This is a genomic window from Variovorax monticola (genome assembly GCF_051216855.1).
Lineage (GTDB): Bacteria > Pseudomonadota > Gammaproteobacteria > Burkholderiales > Burkholderiaceae_C > Variovorax.
Map to the genome: position 1 here is coordinate 193,978 of NZ_JBPJZP010000007.1, position 14,413 is coordinate 208,390.

General features: G+C 68.0%; 13 protein-coding genes. 6 read left to right on the top strand and 7 right to left on the bottom strand.

The features are described from left to right. Window positions 1–23 precede the first annotated feature (23 nt). Window positions 24–827 (bottom strand): exodeoxyribonuclease III, encoded by an 804-nt coding sequence (locus ACSFA5_RS25000; RefSeq protein ID WP_435446744.1) that lies wholly within the window; start codon window positions 825–827, stop codon window positions 24–26. A 12-nt stretch (window positions 828–839) separates the two neighbouring features. Between ACSFA5_RS25000 and pyrE the strand changes: the two genes are divergently transcribed. Next, window positions 840–1,523, top strand: coding sequence for an orotate phosphoribosyltransferase (gene pyrE, locus ACSFA5_RS25005; RefSeq protein ID WP_435446745.1), 684 nt, complete (start codon window positions 840–842; stop codon window positions 1,521–1,523). A 12-nt stretch (window positions 1,524–1,535) separates the two neighbouring features. Beyond that, window positions 1,536–2,225 carry a DUF4124 domain-containing protein gene (locus ACSFA5_RS25010; RefSeq protein ID WP_435446746.1) on the top strand — a complete coding sequence of 230 codons (690 nt, stop codon included), beginning with the start codon at window positions 1,536–1,538 and terminating at the stop codon, window positions 2,223–2,225. Window positions 2,226–2,275: 50 nt separating this feature from the next. Here the strand turns inward: ACSFA5_RS25010 and gatB are convergent, their stop codons facing one another. The 3 genes from gatB to gatC are packed head-to-tail and all read right to left on the bottom strand — an operon-like array spanning window position 2,276 to window position 5,554. Then, window positions 2,276–3,766 (bottom strand): Asp-tRNA(Asn)/Glu-tRNA(Gln) amidotransferase subunit GatB, encoded by a 1,491-nt coding sequence (gene gatB / locus ACSFA5_RS25015; RefSeq protein WP_435446747.1) that lies wholly within the window; start codon window positions 3,764–3,766, stop codon window positions 2,276–2,278. Between the two features lies 1 nt (window position 3,767). Beyond that, the gene (gatA, locus tag ACSFA5_RS25020) at window positions 3,768–5,258 is read right to left on the bottom strand and encodes an Asp-tRNA(Asn)/Glu-tRNA(Gln) amidotransferase subunit GatA (protein WP_435446748.1); all 1,491 of its coding nucleotides are present in this window, start codon (window positions 5,256–5,258) and stop codon (window positions 3,768–3,770) included. Then, a complete protein-coding gene (gene gatC, locus ACSFA5_RS25025; RefSeq protein WP_435446749.1) occupies window positions 5,255–5,554 on the bottom strand; it encodes an Asp-tRNA(Asn)/Glu-tRNA(Gln) amidotransferase subunit GatC in 300 nt (99 codons plus the stop codon). Before gatC ends, gatA begins: the two co-directional genes overlap by 4 nt. A 212-nt stretch (window positions 5,555–5,766) precedes the next feature. Between gatC and ACSFA5_RS25030 the strand changes: the two genes are divergently transcribed. The 4 genes from ACSFA5_RS25030 (at window position 5,767) to mrdA (ending at window position 10,494) form a co-directional block, all read left to right on the top strand. After that, a complete protein-coding gene (locus ACSFA5_RS25030) occupies window positions 5,767–6,810 on the top strand; it encodes a rod shape-determining protein (RefSeq protein ID WP_013538761.1) in 1,044 nt (347 codons plus the stop codon). A gap of 86 nt (window positions 6,811–6,896) precedes the next feature. Further along, window positions 6,897–7,856, top strand: coding sequence for a rod shape-determining protein MreC (gene mreC / locus ACSFA5_RS25035; protein WP_435446750.1), 960 nt, complete (start codon window positions 6,897–6,899; stop codon window positions 7,854–7,856). Beyond that, window positions 7,853–8,374, top strand: a complete 522-nt coding sequence (gene mreD, locus ACSFA5_RS25040; RefSeq protein WP_435446751.1) for a rod shape-determining protein MreD — start codon at window positions 7,853–7,855, stop codon at window positions 8,372–8,374. The genes mreC and mreD overlap by 4 nt, the downstream gene beginning before the upstream one ends. 149 nt (window positions 8,375–8,523) lie before the next feature. Next, window positions 8,524–10,494: a penicillin-binding protein 2 gene (gene mrdA, locus ACSFA5_RS25045; RefSeq protein WP_435446752.1), complete on the top strand. Its 1,971-nt coding sequence runs from the start codon at window positions 8,524–8,526 to the stop codon at window positions 10,492–10,494. Window positions 10,495–10,795: 301 nt separating this feature from the next. Here the strand turns inward: mrdA and fahA are convergent, their stop codons facing one another. The 3 genes from fahA to hmgA are packed head-to-tail and all read right to left on the bottom strand — an operon-like array spanning window position 10,796 to window position 14,386. Further along, complete coding sequence (fahA, locus tag ACSFA5_RS25050) at window positions 10,796–12,061, bottom strand: fumarylacetoacetase (RefSeq protein ID WP_435446753.1); 1,266 nt, start codon at window positions 12,059–12,061, stop codon at window positions 10,796–10,798. A gap of 22 nt (window positions 12,062–12,083) precedes the next feature. After that, window positions 12,084–13,064, bottom strand: a complete 981-nt coding sequence (locus tag ACSFA5_RS25055) for a Bug family tripartite tricarboxylate transporter substrate binding protein (RefSeq protein WP_435446754.1) — start codon at window positions 13,062–13,064, stop codon at window positions 12,084–12,086. Next, complete coding sequence (gene hmgA, locus ACSFA5_RS25060) at window positions 13,061–14,386, bottom strand: homogentisate 1,2-dioxygenase (RefSeq protein ID WP_435446755.1); 1,326 nt, start codon at window positions 14,384–14,386, stop codon at window positions 13,061–13,063. Before hmgA ends, ACSFA5_RS25055 begins: the two co-directional genes overlap by 4 nt. Window positions 14,387–14,413: the final 27 nt, after the last annotated feature.

Here is a 14,413-nt window from a genome sequence, read left to right on the forward strand (position 1 = left end):
ATCGAATGCTTAGGTACTGGCGGTCAGAGCGTGAAGTCGTACTCCACCGTGATCGGCGCGTGGTCGCTGAACTTCACGGTCTTGTAGATCTGCTCCGTGCGCGCCAGCGCGCCGATGGCCGGCGTGGCCAAGTGGTAGTCCAGCCGCCACCCCACGTTGTTGGCGTAGGCCTGGCCGCGGTTGCTCCACCAGGTGTAGGCCTCGTCGGTGGTGTCGGGCTTGAGCATGCGGTACACGTCCACCAGGCCCGCGCCCTCGGCGCCGGTGTCCAGCAGGTTCGTCATCCAGGCGCGCTCCTCGGGCAGGAAACCGCTGTTCTTGCGGTTGCCGCGCCAGTTCTTCAGGTCGATTTCCTTGTGGGCGATGTTGATGTCGCCGCACAACACGAAGTCGCGCTCCTTCTTCAGCGCGATCAGGTGCGGAAAGAAGCCCTTCAGAAAGCGGAACTTGGCCTCCTGGCGCTCCTCGCCCGAGCTGCCGCTGGGGAAGTAGCAGCTGATGACGGAGAACTTGCGGCTGGGCGTGTCGAAGCGCAGTTCGAGGTAGCGGCCCTCGGCGTCGAACTCGGCGTCGCCCCAGCCCACCACCACCTGGCTCGGTGCGTGCCTGGTGTAGATCGCGGTGCCGGCGTAGCCTTTCTTCTCGGCAAAGTGAAAGTGGCCCTTCAGGCCGGCCATCTCCTCGAAGCGGCCTTCGATGTCGCTGGCCTGGACCCGGATCTCCTGCATGCAAATACAATCCGGCGCAAGTTCGGCCACCCAGTCGGCCACGCCTTTGGTAGCGGCCGAACGCAGGCCATTGAGATTGAGACTGGTCAGTTTGAACACAAGGAATTTCCGATGGCTGTAGATGGTGAGAAAAGCAGCGCGGTCGCACAGGACTTCGTCCAGTTCGCGTTGGATGCCGGCGTGCTGCGCTTCGGCGAATTCAAGACCAAGGCCGGCCGAATGAGTCCTTATTTCTTCAATTCGGGGCTCTTCGACGACGGCGGCAAGATCGCCCGTCTGGCCGGATTCTATGCAGACCGCATCATCGAGAGCGGGCTCGAATTCGACATGATCTTCGGCCCCGCCTACAAGGGCATTCCGCTGGGCGCCACGGTGGCCGCCGAGCTTGCGCGGCGCGGCCGCAACCACCCCTTTGCCTACAACCGCAAGGAAGCCAAGGCGCACGGCGAGGGCGGCACGCTGGTGGGCGCGCCGCTGAAGGGCCGCGTGCTGATCGTGGACGACGTCATGTCGGCAGGCACGGCGGTGCGCGAGTCGATTGCCGCCATCCAGGCCGCGGGCGCCACGCCGCATGCCGTGGCCATCGCGCTCGACCGGCAGGAAAAGGCCACCGAGAACGGTGTCGACGTGAACCACAGCGCCGTGCAGTACGTGCGCAACCAGCTCGGCCTGTCGGTGATCGCCATCGCCACGCTGGACGACCTGCTGAGCTACCTCTCGGGCACTGCCGCCGCCGACCTGGGCGCGCACCACGAGCGCGTGCTGGCCTACCGCACGCGCTACGGCGCCAACTGACGCAAGGCCCGCATGCACGCACGCGATCACGGCCAGCCGACTCGCCTGCGGGCGGCGGCATTTCTGTTCGTCCTGGCTTCGTCGTTCTGCGGCGCGTTGCATGCGCAGCCGCAGAAGCTCGACGGCGCCGGGCCCGGCATCTTCACCTGCACCGACGCCCGCGGCCGCACGCTCACGGCCGACCGGCCGATTGCCGAGTGCAGCGACCGCGAGCAGCGCGAGCTGAACCCCAGCGGCTCGGTGCGCCGCAAGGTCGAGCCCACCTACACGGCGCGCGAGCTGCAGGATCGCGAAGACCGTGCCCGCGAAGCCGCCATCCAGGCCGCGCGCATCACCGACGAGCGCCGCCGCGAGCGTGCGTTGCTGGTGCGCTATCCGAATGCCGCCACGCACGACCGCGAGCGCAACGAGGCGCTGGCGCAGGTCGATGCGGTGACCCAGGCGGCGCGCAAGCGCATTGCCGAGCTGGCCGACGACCGCAAGAAGGTCGACGAGGAGATGGAGTTCTACAAGCTGGACCCGAGCAAGGCGCCCGGCGCGGTGCGCCGCAAGATCGAGGACAACACGCAGAGCGTGGCGGTGCAGAACCGCTTCATCGCGGAGCAGGAAGACGAGAAGAAGCGGGTGAATGCGCGCTTCGACGAAGAGCGCGTGCGCCTGAAAACGCTCTGGTCTGCGCAAAACGGCGGCACGCCTCGCTGACACCGCCGGGGCCTTGCGGCGAGGTGCGCCAAGGCCCCGGTCGGTAGAACTCAGCCGAGCCTGGTCTTCAAGAGCTCGGTGACCTGCGCGGGGTTCGCCTTGCCCCCGCTGGCCTTCATGACCTGGCCCACGAGGGCGTTGAGCGCCTTCTCCTTGCCGCCGCGGTACTCCTCGACGTTCTTCGCGTTCTTCGCAATCACCTCGTCGAGGATCTTGTCGAGTGCGCCGGTGTCGGCCATCGGCTTCAAGTCTTTCGCTTCGATGATCGCGTCGACATCGCTGCCTTCGCCGGTCCACAGCGCGTCGAACACCTGGCGCGCCGCGTTGTTCGCCAGCGTGCCTTCGGCGATGCGCTGGACCAGTTGGCCGAGCTGCAGCGCGCTGACGGGTGCCGCCTCGATGCCGATCTCCTGCGCGTTGAGGCGGCGCGCCATCTCGCCGGTGATCCAGTTGCTCGCGAGCTTGGGCGTGGCGCCGGCTTTCACCGCGTCGTCGAAATAGCGTGCGAGCGCCGTGCTTTGCGTGAGCTGCGTGGCGTCGTATTCCGAGAGGCCGTGGTCGCGCACATAGCGCTCGGCCATCGCGCGCGGCAACTCGGGCATCTCGCTGCGCACGCGCTCGATCCAGTCGGCCGCGATCACCAGCGGCGGCAGGTCAGGATCGGGAAAGTAGCGGTAGTCGGCCGAGTCTTCCTTGGCACGCATCGCGCGCGTCTCGCCAGTGTCGGTGTTGAACAGCACGGTAGCCTGCTCGATCCTGCGGCCGTCCTCGATCTCCTCGATCTGCCAGCGGATCTCGTAGTCGATCGCCTGCTGCATGAACTTGAAGCTGTTCAGGTTCTTGATCTCGCGGCGCGTGCCGAGCTTGTCGCCGGGCTTGCGCACCGACACGTTGGCGTCGCAGCGGAAGCTGCCTTCCTGCATGTTGCCGTCGCAGATGCCGATCCACGTCACGATCTTGTGCAGCTCGCGCGCATAGGCCACGGCCTCGGCGGTGGAGCGCATATCGGGTTCGGTCACGATCTCCAGCAGCGGCGTGCCGGCGCGGTTCAGGTCGATGCCGCTCTGGCCGATGAAGTCTTCGTGCAGCGACTTGCCCGCGTCTTCCTCGAGGTGGGCGCGCACCAGGCGCACGGTCTTCCTTTCTTCGCCGAGGAAGAACGACACCGAGCCGCCTTGCACCACCGGAATCTCGAACTGGCTGATCTGGTAGCCCTTGGGCAGGTCGGGATAGAAGTAGTTCTTGCGCGCGAACACGCTGCGCGGCGAAATGTGCGAGCCCAGCGCCAGGCCGAGCTTGATGGCGCGTTCGACCGCGCCCTTGTTCATCACGGGCAGCGTGCCCGGCAGCGCCAGGTCGACCGCGCAGGCCTGCGTGTTGGGCTCGGCGCCGAAGGCGGTGGAAGCGCGGCTGAAGATCTTGCTGGCGGTCGACAGCTGGGCGTGCGTCTCGAAGCCGATGATGACTTCATAACCGCGCACCAGCGGGCCGGTCGGGCGGCCTTGTTGTTGTGCTTCGAATGTGTTCACGGTTTCGCTCATGTCAGAAGCCCTCCGGCGTGCGCGTATGCCAGTCGGTCGCCTGCTGGAAGCGGTGGCCTGCGTTGAGCAGCTTCGCTTCGCCGAAGTAGTTGCCGATGAGCTGCAGGCCCACGGGCAGGCCGGCGTCGAAGCCCGCGGGCACGCTCATGCCTGGCAGGCCGGCCAGCGAGGCGGGCAGGGTGAAGATGTCGGCCAGGTAGTCGGCCACGGGGTCGTCGCCGTGCTCGCCGAGCTTCCATGCGGTGGTCGGCGCGGCGGGGCCGGCGATCACGTCGCACTGCATGAAGGCCTGCTGGAAGTCGTCGGCGATCATGCGGCGCACCTTTTGCGCCTGCAGGTAGTACGCGTCGTAGTAGCCGTGCGACAGCACGTAGGTGCCGATCATGATGCGGCGCTTCACCTCGTCGCCGAAGCCTTCGGCGCGCGTGCGCTCGTACATCTCGGCCAGGTCCTTGTACTGCCTGGCGCGGTGGCCGAACTTCACGCCGTCGAAGCGGCTCAGGTTGCTCGAGGCCTCGGCCGCGGCCAGGATGTAGTACACGGGAATCGACAGTTCGGTGCGCGGCAGCGAGACCTCGACACGCTTCGCACCGAGCTTCTCGTACTGCGAGAGCGCCGCGTCGATGGCCGCTCGAACGCCCGGCGCCACGCCTTCGCCGAAGAACTCCCTGGGCACGCCGATGCGCAGGCCCTCGAGCGAATCGTTCAGCGAGCGGCCGAAGTCTTCGGCGGGCCTGTCGAGCGAGGTGGAGTCGCGGTCGAGGTCGGGGCCGCAGAAGGCCGACAGCAGCAGCGCGCAGTCTTCGGCTGAGCGGGCCATGGGGCCGGCCTGGTCGAGGCTGGAGGCGAAGGCCACCATGCCGTAGCGCGAGGCGCGGCCGTAGGTCGGCTTGATGCCGGTCACGCCGCAGAACGAGGCGGGCTGGCGAATCGAGCCGCCGGTGTCGGTGCCGGTGGCCGCGGGCGCCAGGCGGGCCGCCACGGCGGCCGCGCTGGCGCCGGACGAGCCGCCCGGAATGTGCGCGCGGTTCCAGGGGTTCTGCACAGGCACGGGCTGGTCGTGGCCCACGGCGGGCACGGCGACGTTCTCGTTGGCCGAGCCCATCGCGAACTCGTCGCAGCTCAGCTTGCCCAGCGTGACCGCGCCGGCCTCGGCCAGGCGGCGCACCACGGTGGCGTCGAAGGGCGAGCGGTAGCCCGCGAGCATCTTCGAGCCGGCGGTGGTGGCGAAATCGGTGGTGACGAAGATGTCCTTGTGCGCGATCGGCACGCCGGCCAGCGCCGGGGCATTGCCCTTGGCGATCAGGGCGTCGGCCGCGCGGGCCTGGGCCAGCGTGACTTCTTCATCGACGGCCACGAAAGTGCCGAGCGACTCGTGGGCCTTCATGCGGCCCAGGAAAGCCTGCGAGGCTTCGACGGCCGAGACCTTGCGCTCGGCCAGCGCCTTGGCCAGGGCGACCACCCCCATCTGGTGCAGTTCGCCGTTCGTCATTCGATCACCTTGGGCACGAGGAACAGGCCGGCTTCGACGGCCGGGGCGCTCTTCTGGTTGGCTTCGCGGTTGTTCGGCTCGCTCACCACGTCGTCGCGCAGGCGCAGCGTGATGTCTTCGAGGGTGGCCACGGGGTGGGCCAGCGGCTCGACGCCGGTGGTGTCCACCGAACGCATGCGCTCGACCAGGTTGAAAAAGCCGTTGATCTGGCTGAGCATGCGCTCGCTTTCGTCGGAAGCCAGCTGCAGCCTCGCCAGTGAGGCAATGCGCGCGATATCGGAAGCAGAAAGTGACATAGGGGCTGAACGCCAAAAAGCGAAGGTAATCGCACCGTGAGGCCGGTGCTAATACAGGAATCAGAGGGGATTCGGGTATTATCCCGCCTTTGCCGCAACCCCCGCGAACGCGTCGGCTTTTGCGCCAAAAACGATCAATTCACCCCGTCAAACGACCCAAAAATAGAGCGACGACCTGCCGACGCGCAGGCCGTGCTCAGAGGATTCCGCACATGTTTGGAGCTTTCCGTCGGTACTTTTCCACCGACCTTGCGATCGACCTCGGCACCGCCAACACCCTCATATTTGCCCGTAACAAGGGCATCGTGCTGGACGAGCCTTCCGTGGTGGCCATCCGCCACGAAGGCGGTCCCCACGGCAAGAAGGTGATCCAGGCCGTCGGCCGCGAGGCCAAGGCCATGCTGGGCAAGGTGCCCGGCAACATCGAGGCGATCCGCCCGATGAAGGACGGCGTCATTGCCGACTTCGTGATCACCGAGCAGATGATCAAGCAGTTCATCAAGATGGTGCACCCGCGCACGCTGCTCACCCCGAGCCCGCGCATCATCATCTGCGTGCCCTGCGGCTCGACCCAGGTCGAGCGCCGCGCCATCAAGGACGCGGCCGAAGCCGCCGGCGCCACGTCGGTCTACCTCATCGAAGAACCCATGGCCGCGGCCATCGGCGCAGGCCTCCCCGTCAGCGAGGCCTCGGGCTCGATGGTGGTGGACATCGGCGGCGGCACCACCGAAGTGGGCGTCATCAGCCTGGGCGGCATGGTCTACAAGGGCTCGGTCCGCGTGGGCGGCGACCGTTTCGACGAAGCCATCATCAACTACATCCGCCGCAACTACGGCATGCTGATCGGCGAGCCGACGGCCGAAGTCATCAAGAAGACCATCGGCTCGGCCTTCCCGGGCTCCGAAGTCAAGGAAATGGAAGTCAAGGGCCGCAACCTGTCCGAAGGCGTGCCGCGCAGCTTCACCATCAGCAGCAACGAAGTGCTGGAAGCCCTGACCGATCCGCTCAACAACATCGTCTCGGCCGTGAAGAACGCGCTGGAGCAGACGCCGCCCGAGCTGGGCGCCGACATCGCCGACCGCGGCATGATGCTCACCGGCGGCGGCGCCCTGCTGCGCGACCTCGACCGCCTGCTGGCCGAGGAAACCGGCCTGCCGGTGCTGGTGGCCGAAGACCCGCTGACCTGCGTGGTGCGCGGTTGCGGCATCGCCCTCGAACGCATGGACCGTCTGGGAAGCATCTTCACCAGCGAGTGAAGGGCCACCAGTCCTCATTGCCGGCCTCTGCTTGCGCAGGCCGGCTTTTTGTTATTTGATTCCGCACCACCGCCGGGTCTGACCTCATGCCTCTGGGCACGCTCGATCGCACAGCGCCCCCCCTGTTCAACCAGGGGCAGTCGGCGCTCAGCAAGCTGATCTTCTTCGGCGCACTCGCCTTGTTCCTCATGGTGGCCGATGCACGTTTTCATATCGTGCAGCCGGTTCGCGCGGCCATCGGCGCGGTGCTCTACCCGGTGCAATGGGTGGCGCTGAAGCCGGTGCAGGCCGTGCTGGGCGGCGGGCGCTACCTCGAAGACCTGCAGACCGCGCAGCGCAACGAGGACGATGCCCGCAAGGCGCTGATGATGCAGGCCGAGCGCGCCGCCCAGGCCGACACGCTGGCGCAGGACAACGTCCGCCTGCGCGAACTGCTCGAACTGCGCCAGACCACGCAGACCCCCGGCCGCGCGGCCGAGGTGCTCTACGACGCGGCCGACCCCTACACCCGCAAGATCGTCATCGACCAGGGCATGGCCCAGGGCGTGGCGCCCGGCTCGCCGGTGATCGATTCGCGCGGCGTGCTGGGCCAGGTCACGCAGGTGCTGCCCTTCACGAGCGAGGTCACGCTGGTGATCGACCGCGACCTGTCCATTCCCGTGCAGAACACCCGCACCGGCGTGCGCAGCGTGGCCTTCGGCGACGCTTCGGCGCACGGCGGCGGGCTGGAGCTGCGCTTCATGGCCGCCAATGCCGACCTGCAGGAAGGCGACCTGCTGTCCACCAGCGGCGTCGACGGCATCTACCCCGCCGGCCTGCCGGTGGCGAAGATCGAGCGCATCGAGCGGCGCGCCGACTCGGCCTTCGCCCGCATCTACTGCGTGCCGCTGGCCCATGTGACGGCCGCGCGCTATGTGCTGGTGCTGGCGCCCACCGGCACGCCGTCCGCGCCGCCGGTGGCTGCGCCGGCTGCCACCCAGCGCAAGCGCCCCGACGGCAAGCCCGGCGCGGGCAAGAACGAGAAGAAGCAGGGAGAACGCCGATGATCAAGCGCCCCGGCCAACAGCAGCTGCTGCTGCCCGTCAGCCCGCTGTTCATGTGGACCAGCCTCGTCGTGGCGGCGCTGGTCAACATGATCCCGATCGGGCGCGCCGTCTGGATGCCCGACCTGCTGGCGCTGGTGATCGTGTTCTGGGGCGTGCACCAGCCCATGCGCGTGGGCATCGGCGCGGCCTTCGTGTTCGGGCTGTTCATGGACGTGCACCAGTCGTCCATGCTGGGCCAGCATGCGCTGTCCTACACCACGCTGGGCTTCTTCGCGATCACCATCCACCGGCGCCTGCTGTGGTACCCGGTGCTGTCGCAGGCGCTGCAGGTGCTGCCGCTGTTTGCGCTGTCGCAGCTGATCGAGGTGGTCACGCGCATGGTCGGCGGGGGCGTGTTCCCGGGCTGGACGGTGCTGATCTCGCCCGGCATCGAGGCCGCGCTGTGGCCGCTGGCCTCGGCCTTGTTGCTCGCCCCGCAGCGCCGCACCCCCGACCGGGACGAGAACCGCCCTCTTTAGTCATGGCGCCCCCCGGCTTTTCACTTCGCTTCGCTGCGTGTAACTCCACCCCCCGAGGGGGAGGCGCGGCCCGCCTTGGGGCGGCCCGGCGGCGGCCGCACGCCCCCGCATTTGCCATCGCACCTGCCCGCGCCTAAGCTCGCACCGCCATGACCGAAATCCGCAACGTTGCCGCCGACCTCGCGCGCTTCAAGCGCCGTGTGATCGTCATCGGCATGGCCGTGCTGTTCGCGTTCAGCCTGCTGTGCGCGCGGCTGATCTACCTGCAGGTCACGCGGCACGAAGACCTGGCCGAGCAGGCCGAGAGCAACCGCACGGCGGTGGTGCCGGTGGTGCCCAACCGGGGCCTCATTCTCGACCGCAACGGCATCGTGCTGGCCTCGAACTACTCGGCGTACACGCTGGAGATCACGCCCTCCAAAGTAGGCGACGTCGACGAAACCATCGACAGCCTCACGCAGGTGCTGGAGGTCTCGGCGCGCGACCGCCGCCGCTTCAAGCGCCTGCGCGAAGATTCGCGCAGCTTCGACTCCATTCCCATCCGCACCCGCCTGAGCGACGAAGAGGTGGCGCGCTTCGCCGCGCAGCGCTACCGCTTTCCGGGCGTGGAGATCAAGGCGCGCCTGTTCCGCAACTACCCGCAGGGCGAGCTGGCCTCGCACGTGCTCGGCTACATCGGGCGCATCAACCAGCGCGAGAAGGTCGCGATGGAAGACTGGGCCGAGGAAGACCAGGCCAACTACAAGGGCACCGACTACATCGGCAAGCTGGGCATCGAGCAGAGCTACGAAAAAACGCTGCACGGCCAGACCGGCGTGGAGCAGATGGAAACCTCCGCCGGCGGGCGCGCCGTGCGACGCCTGGCCAGCCACCCGGCCACGCCCGGCAACACCGTGATGCTGTCGCTGGACATCAAGCTGCAGAAGCTGGTGGAAGACATGTTCGGCGACCGGCGCGGTGCGGTGGTGGCCATCGACCCCAAGACAGGCGAGGTGCTGGCCTTCGTGAGCAAGCCCACCTTCGACCCCAACCTGTTCGTCGAGGGCATCGACAACGAAAGCTGGGCGGCGCTGACCGAGTCGCTCGACAAGCCCTTGCTCAACCGCGCCCTGCGCGGCACCTACCCGCCCGGCTCCACCTACAAGCCCTTCATGGCGCTGGCGGCGCTGCAGACCGGCAAGCGCGGCCCCAGCGTGGTGGTGAACGACCCCGGGTATTTCAACTTCGGCGGCCACCGCTTCGGCAGCCCCGAAGGCAACCTGGGCGGCGTGGACATGCGCCGCGCGATCCAGCTGTCGAGCAACATCTATTTCTACTCACTGGCCAACGAGATGGGCGTGGACCTGATCCACGACGCCATGAAGCCGCTGGGCTTCGGCCAGATCACCGGCATCGACCTGGGCGGCGAGGTGCGCGGCGTGCTGCCGAGCACCGAGTGGAAGCGCAACACCTACAAGCGCCCCGAGCAGAAGAAGTGGTACGCGGGCGAGACCATTTCGCTGGGCATCGGCCAGGGCTACAACGCCTTCACGATGCTGCAGCTGGCGCAGGCCACGTCCATCGTGGCCGACGGCGGCATCAAGCACAAGCCGCACCTGGTGCTGGCCACGCGCAACACGGTGAGCGGGCAGGTGGTGCCGCTGCCGCCGGTGCCGGCCGAAAGCCTGGGCTACACGCCGGCGGCCATTTCGGTGATCCGCGAAGGCCTGACCAGCGTGGTCACCAGCGGCACGGCGCGCGGCGTGTTCGCGGGGGCGCTCTACCAGGCGGCCGGCAAGACCGGCACCGCGCAGGCCGTGACGCAGGCGCAGAACACCAAGTACAACGCCCGCGCGCTGGAGGAGCACCAGCGCGACCATGCCCTGTTCATGGGCTTCGCGCCGGTGAACGATCCGAAGATCGCCATTGCCGTGGTCGTGGAAAACGCCGGCTGGGGCGCGGGCGCCGCGGCGCCCATTGCGCGCCGCGTGTTCGACTACTGGCTCGCGAACCAGTACCCGAGCGAGGCCGACCTGGCGGCAGTGAAGATCGGCAAGGCAACCGCGCCGGTGGGCAAGCCGCGCGTGGCGAGCGAAGTGGCGTGGCCGGCGCCGGTGACAACGCCTGCAACGGCGCCCTGACCCGTCTTGCTCCCTCCCCCGCTGGGGGAGGGGCAGGGTGGGGGTAGGCGGCAATGAAGTCCGCGCGATGTGGTGAGGCCGCGAGCCCTCACCCTAACCCTCTCCCGGAGGGAGAGGGGACAACACAGATGCCACCGCGCACGCAATTCGCCCTGATGCCTTGTTCACTCTCCCTGGAAGGAGAAGTGACAACACGAATGCCACCGCGCACTACTCAATTCGCCCCGATGCCTTGCTCCCTCTCCCGCTTGCGGGAGAGGGTTGGGGTGAGGGCGAGCGGCCCTGAAGACCGCGCGATGCCTCAGGCCACCGTGCCGCTGACCTCGCCCAGCCCGATGCGCACCGCCCCCGCGCGCTCGCAATAACCGCGCATCACCAGCGTGTCCCCGTCTTCCAGGAACGTGCGCTTCTCGCCGTTCGGCAGCGTGATCGGCTGCTTGCCGCCCAGCGTCAGTTCCATCAGCGAACCCGCTTCGTCGGGCTTGGGTCCCGACAGCGTGCCCGAGCCCAGCAGGTCGCCCGGCTGCAGGTTGCAGCCGTTCACCGTGTGGTGCGTGACGAGCTGCGCGGCCGTCCAGTAGGCGGCTTCGGTCGTGTTGCCGCGCGTCAGGCGCACGGGCGCAACGCCTTCGGCGCGCATCTTCGCGGTCTGCAGCAGCACTTCGAGCGTGATGTCGAGCGCGCCGCCCTCGCGGTTCGCGGTCGAGTCGAGGTAGGGCAGCGGTTGCGGATCTTCGGCGGGCCGCTCGAACTTCGCGCGGAACGGCGCCAGCGCTTCCATCGTCACGATCCACGGCGACAGCGTGCTGGCGAAGTTCTTCGCCAGGAACGGGCCGAGCGGCTGGTATTCCCAGGCCTGCAGGTCGCGCGCCGACCAGTCGTTGAGCAGCGTCACGCCGAACAGGTGGTCTTCCGCCTCGCCGATGGCAATGGGTTCGCCCAGCGCATTGCCGCGTCCCACCAGGAAGCCCAGCTCCAGCTCGTAGTCCAGCCGCTTCGAAGGGCCGAAGCTCGGCTCGGTCGCGTCGGGCGCCTTGGTCTGGCCTTGTGGCCGCTTGAAGACCTGGCCGCTCACGCCGATCGACGAGGCGCGGCCGTGGTAGCCGATAGGCACCCACTTGTAGTTGGGCATCAGCGGCTGGTCGGGGCGGAACAGCTTGCCGATGGTGGTGGCGTGATGGATGCCGGTGTAGAAGTCGGTGTAGTCGCCGATGCGGCAGGGCACGGTCATCTCGGCCTTGGCTTGCGGCAGCAGCGCCTTCGCCCAGGCGGCCTCTTTGTCGCTGCCTTCGGCCAGGCCTGCGGAGATCGCGGCGCGCAGCGCCTGGCGGTCTTGCGCGGTGGCGCTCATCAGCGCGTTCATGTCGTCGGTGTCGACCAGGCCGGCGGCCTTCAGGTCGAGCACCTGGTCGCCGATGGCCACGCCGATGCGAAAGGCCTCTGCGCTGCCCGCGGTGCGAAAGCGCCCGAAGGGCAGGTTCTGCACAGGAAAGTCGGTGCCGGCTGCGTTGGCCGAGGCGACCCAGCTGCGCAGCTTCGGGTCATGGGTGGCGTTGAGTGCGGTCATGCGTGTCTTTCGTTGAATCTGATCAGTCTGCGGTCATGCCGGCCTTCTTGGCCACATCGCCCAGGCGCTTGTATTCGGTCTCCGTCAGCGTGGTCAGCTCCTGCGCGGTGGAGCCGCGCGGCGAGAAGCCGGCCTGCTGCAGCTTGGCCTTCACGTCGGGCATGGCCAGGGCTTCGACAAAAGCTTCGTTCAACGCCTTCACGATCGGCGCCGGCAGCTTGGCCGGGCCGTACACGCCGAACCACGGATCGAGCGCATAGCCCTTGAGCCCGGCCTCGGCCATCGTCGGCACGTCTGGCAGCGAGGGCGAGCGCGTGGGGCCCGCCACGGCCAGCGCGCGCAGCTTGCCGGACTGGATGTGCGGCAGCGACGCGGGCAGGTTGTCGAACATCACGCCGATGTTGTTGCCCAGCATGTCGGTGATGGCCGGGCCGCTGCCTTTGTAAGCGACGTGCACGAGCTCGGTGCCGGTCATCTGCGCGAACATCACGCCGGCCAGGTTCATCGAGGTGCCGGCGCCCGCGGTGGCGTAGGGCATGCCGGGGTTCTTCTTCGCGGCGGCGATCAGCTCGGGCACCGACCTGATCGCAGAGGCCGCGGGCACTTCGAGCACGATGGTCGAGGTGCCCAGCAGGCTGATGGCGGTGAAATCGCGGCGCGGGTCGAAGGCCATCGACTTGTAGATGTGCGGGTTCAGCGCATTGGTCGAGATGGCGCCGAAGCCGATGGTGTAGCCGTCGGGCGCGGCCTTGGCCACGGCGTCCATGCCGATGTTGCCGCCCGCGCCGCCGCGGTTGTCGATGAGCACCGGCTGGCCCAGCTTCTCCGACACCTTCTGGCCCACCGTGCGCGCCACCAGGTCGGTGGTGCCGCCGGGCGAGTAGGGCACGACGAAGCGGATGGGCTTGGTCGGAAAGTCGGCCGCTTGCGTGAGCAAAGGTGCCGCGAGCAGGGCCATGGCGGCGGCGCGGCGGGTGAGGGTGAAGGCGGTTGTCTTGTTCATGCTTTGAATTGGTCTTTCAGGCCGGCCCAGCAGTCGGCGTAGTCGGTGTCGAGTGCGCTGCTCTGCAGCGCGAAATGGGTGGGAATGAAGCGGTAGCGGCTCTCGAACATGAAGGCCAGCGTGTTGTCCAGCTTGTGCGGCTTCAGGTCGGCGTTCGTCGCCTTGTCGAAGGCTTCCTCGTCCGGCCCGTGCGGCACCATGCAGTTGTGCAGGCTCGCGCCGCCGGGCTTGAAGCCGCCCGGCTTGGCGTCGTACTCGCCCAGCACCAGGCCCATGAACTCGCTCATCAGGTTGCGGTGGAACCACGGCGGGCGGAAGGTGTTTTCCATCACCATCCAGCGCGGCGGAAAAATCACGAAGTCGCAGTTGGCGGTGCCGGGCGTGTCGCTGGGCGCGGTCAGCACGGTGAAGATCGACGGGTCGGGGTGGTCGAAGCTGATCGAGCCGATCACCATGAAATTCGCCGTGTCGTACTTCACCGGAGACAGGTTGCCGTGCCAGGCGACCACGTTGAAGGGCGATTGCTTCGCAGGTGCCTTCCAGAAGCGGCCGCCGAATTTCTTGACGATCTCGTAGGCGCCTTGTTCCTGCTCGAAAGCCGCCACCGGCGCCTGGAAGTCGCGCGCGTTGGCCAGGCCGTTGGAGCCGATCGGGCCCAACTCGGGCAGGCGGAAATGCGCGCCGTAGTTCTCGCACACGTAGCCGCGCGACGGCCCCGCGCCGGCCTCCGAATCCGGCAGGGCCACCTTGAAAGCCATGCCGCGCGGCAGCAGTGCGATTTCGCCGGGCTTCACGTCGAGCACGCCGAGCTCGGTGGTAATGACCAGGCGGCCCTGCTGCGGCACCACCAGCATCTCGCCGTCGGCGTTGACGAAGGCGCGGCGCTCCATCGAGCGCCCTGCCATGTACATCAGCGAGCCGATGCCGACCTGCGACTCGGCGTCGCCGTTGGCGGCGATGGTGTGCATGCCGTCGATGAAGTCGACCTCGCCCGCGCCGTCCAGCGGCTGCGGGTGCCAGCGCAGGGGCTCGGGCGGCAGCGCGATCTCGCGGTCGGCGCCGGTGGTCCAGTGCGCCTGCGCGTACGGCTGGTAGCGGCCCGACACCACCGAGGGCTGGCGGCGGTACAGCCAGGTGCGGCGGTTCTCGTGGCGCGGCGCGGTGAAGGCGGTGCCCGAGATCAGCTCGGTGTACAGGTCGAGCGGCCCGCGCTGCGGGTTGTTGCGGCCCTGGGGCAGGGCGCCGGGCACGGCCTCGGAGGCGTACTCGTTGCCGAAGCCGCTCTGGTAGCGCCGCTCGGAGGCGGAGGGTGCTTGGGTCATGTGCTTTCTCTTTCGAAAATCGCGATG

What these genes read in the sequence shown, in the direction of transcription:
- pyrE (WP_435446745.1), top strand. Translation starts at nt 840, where the DNA reads ATGGCTGTAGATGGTGAGAAAAGCAGCGCGGTCGCACAGGACTTCGTC.
- ACSFA5_RS25010 (WP_435446746.1), top strand. Translation starts at nt 1,536, where the DNA reads ATGCACGCACGCGATCACGGCCAGCCGACTCGCCTGCGGGCGGCGGCA.
- gatB (WP_435446747.1), bottom strand. Translation starts at nt 3,766, where the DNA reads ATGAGCGAAACCGTGAACACATTCGAAGCACAACAACAAGGCCGCCCG.
- gatA (WP_435446748.1), bottom strand. Translation starts at nt 5,258, where the DNA reads ATGACGAACGGCGAACTGCACCAGATGGGGGTGGTCGCCCTGGCCAAG.
- gatC (WP_435446749.1), bottom strand. Translation starts at nt 5,554, where the DNA reads ATGTCACTTTCTGCTTCCGATATCGCGCGCATTGCCTCACTGGCGAGG.
- ACSFA5_RS25030 (WP_013538761.1), top strand. Translation starts at nt 5,767, where the DNA reads ATGTTTGGAGCTTTCCGTCGGTACTTTTCCACCGACCTTGCGATCGAC.
- mreC (WP_435446750.1), top strand. Translation starts at nt 6,897, where the DNA reads ATGCCTCTGGGCACGCTCGATCGCACAGCGCCCCCCCTGTTCAACCAG.
- mreD (WP_435446751.1), top strand. Translation starts at nt 7,853, where the DNA reads ATGATCAAGCGCCCCGGCCAACAGCAGCTGCTGCTGCCCGTCAGCCCG.
- mrdA (WP_435446752.1), top strand. Translation starts at nt 8,524, where the DNA reads ATGACCGAAATCCGCAACGTTGCCGCCGACCTCGCGCGCTTCAAGCGC.
- fahA (WP_435446753.1), bottom strand. Translation starts at nt 12,061, where the DNA reads ATGACCGCACTCAACGCCACCCATGACCCGAAGCTGCGCAGCTGGGTC.
- ACSFA5_RS25055 (WP_435446754.1), bottom strand. Translation starts at nt 13,064, where the DNA reads ATGAACAAGACAACCGCCTTCACCCTCACCCGCCGCGCCGCCGCCATG.
- hmgA (WP_435446755.1), bottom strand. Translation starts at nt 14,386, where the DNA reads ATGACCCAAGCACCCTCCGCCTCCGAGCGGCGCTACCAGAGCGGCTTC.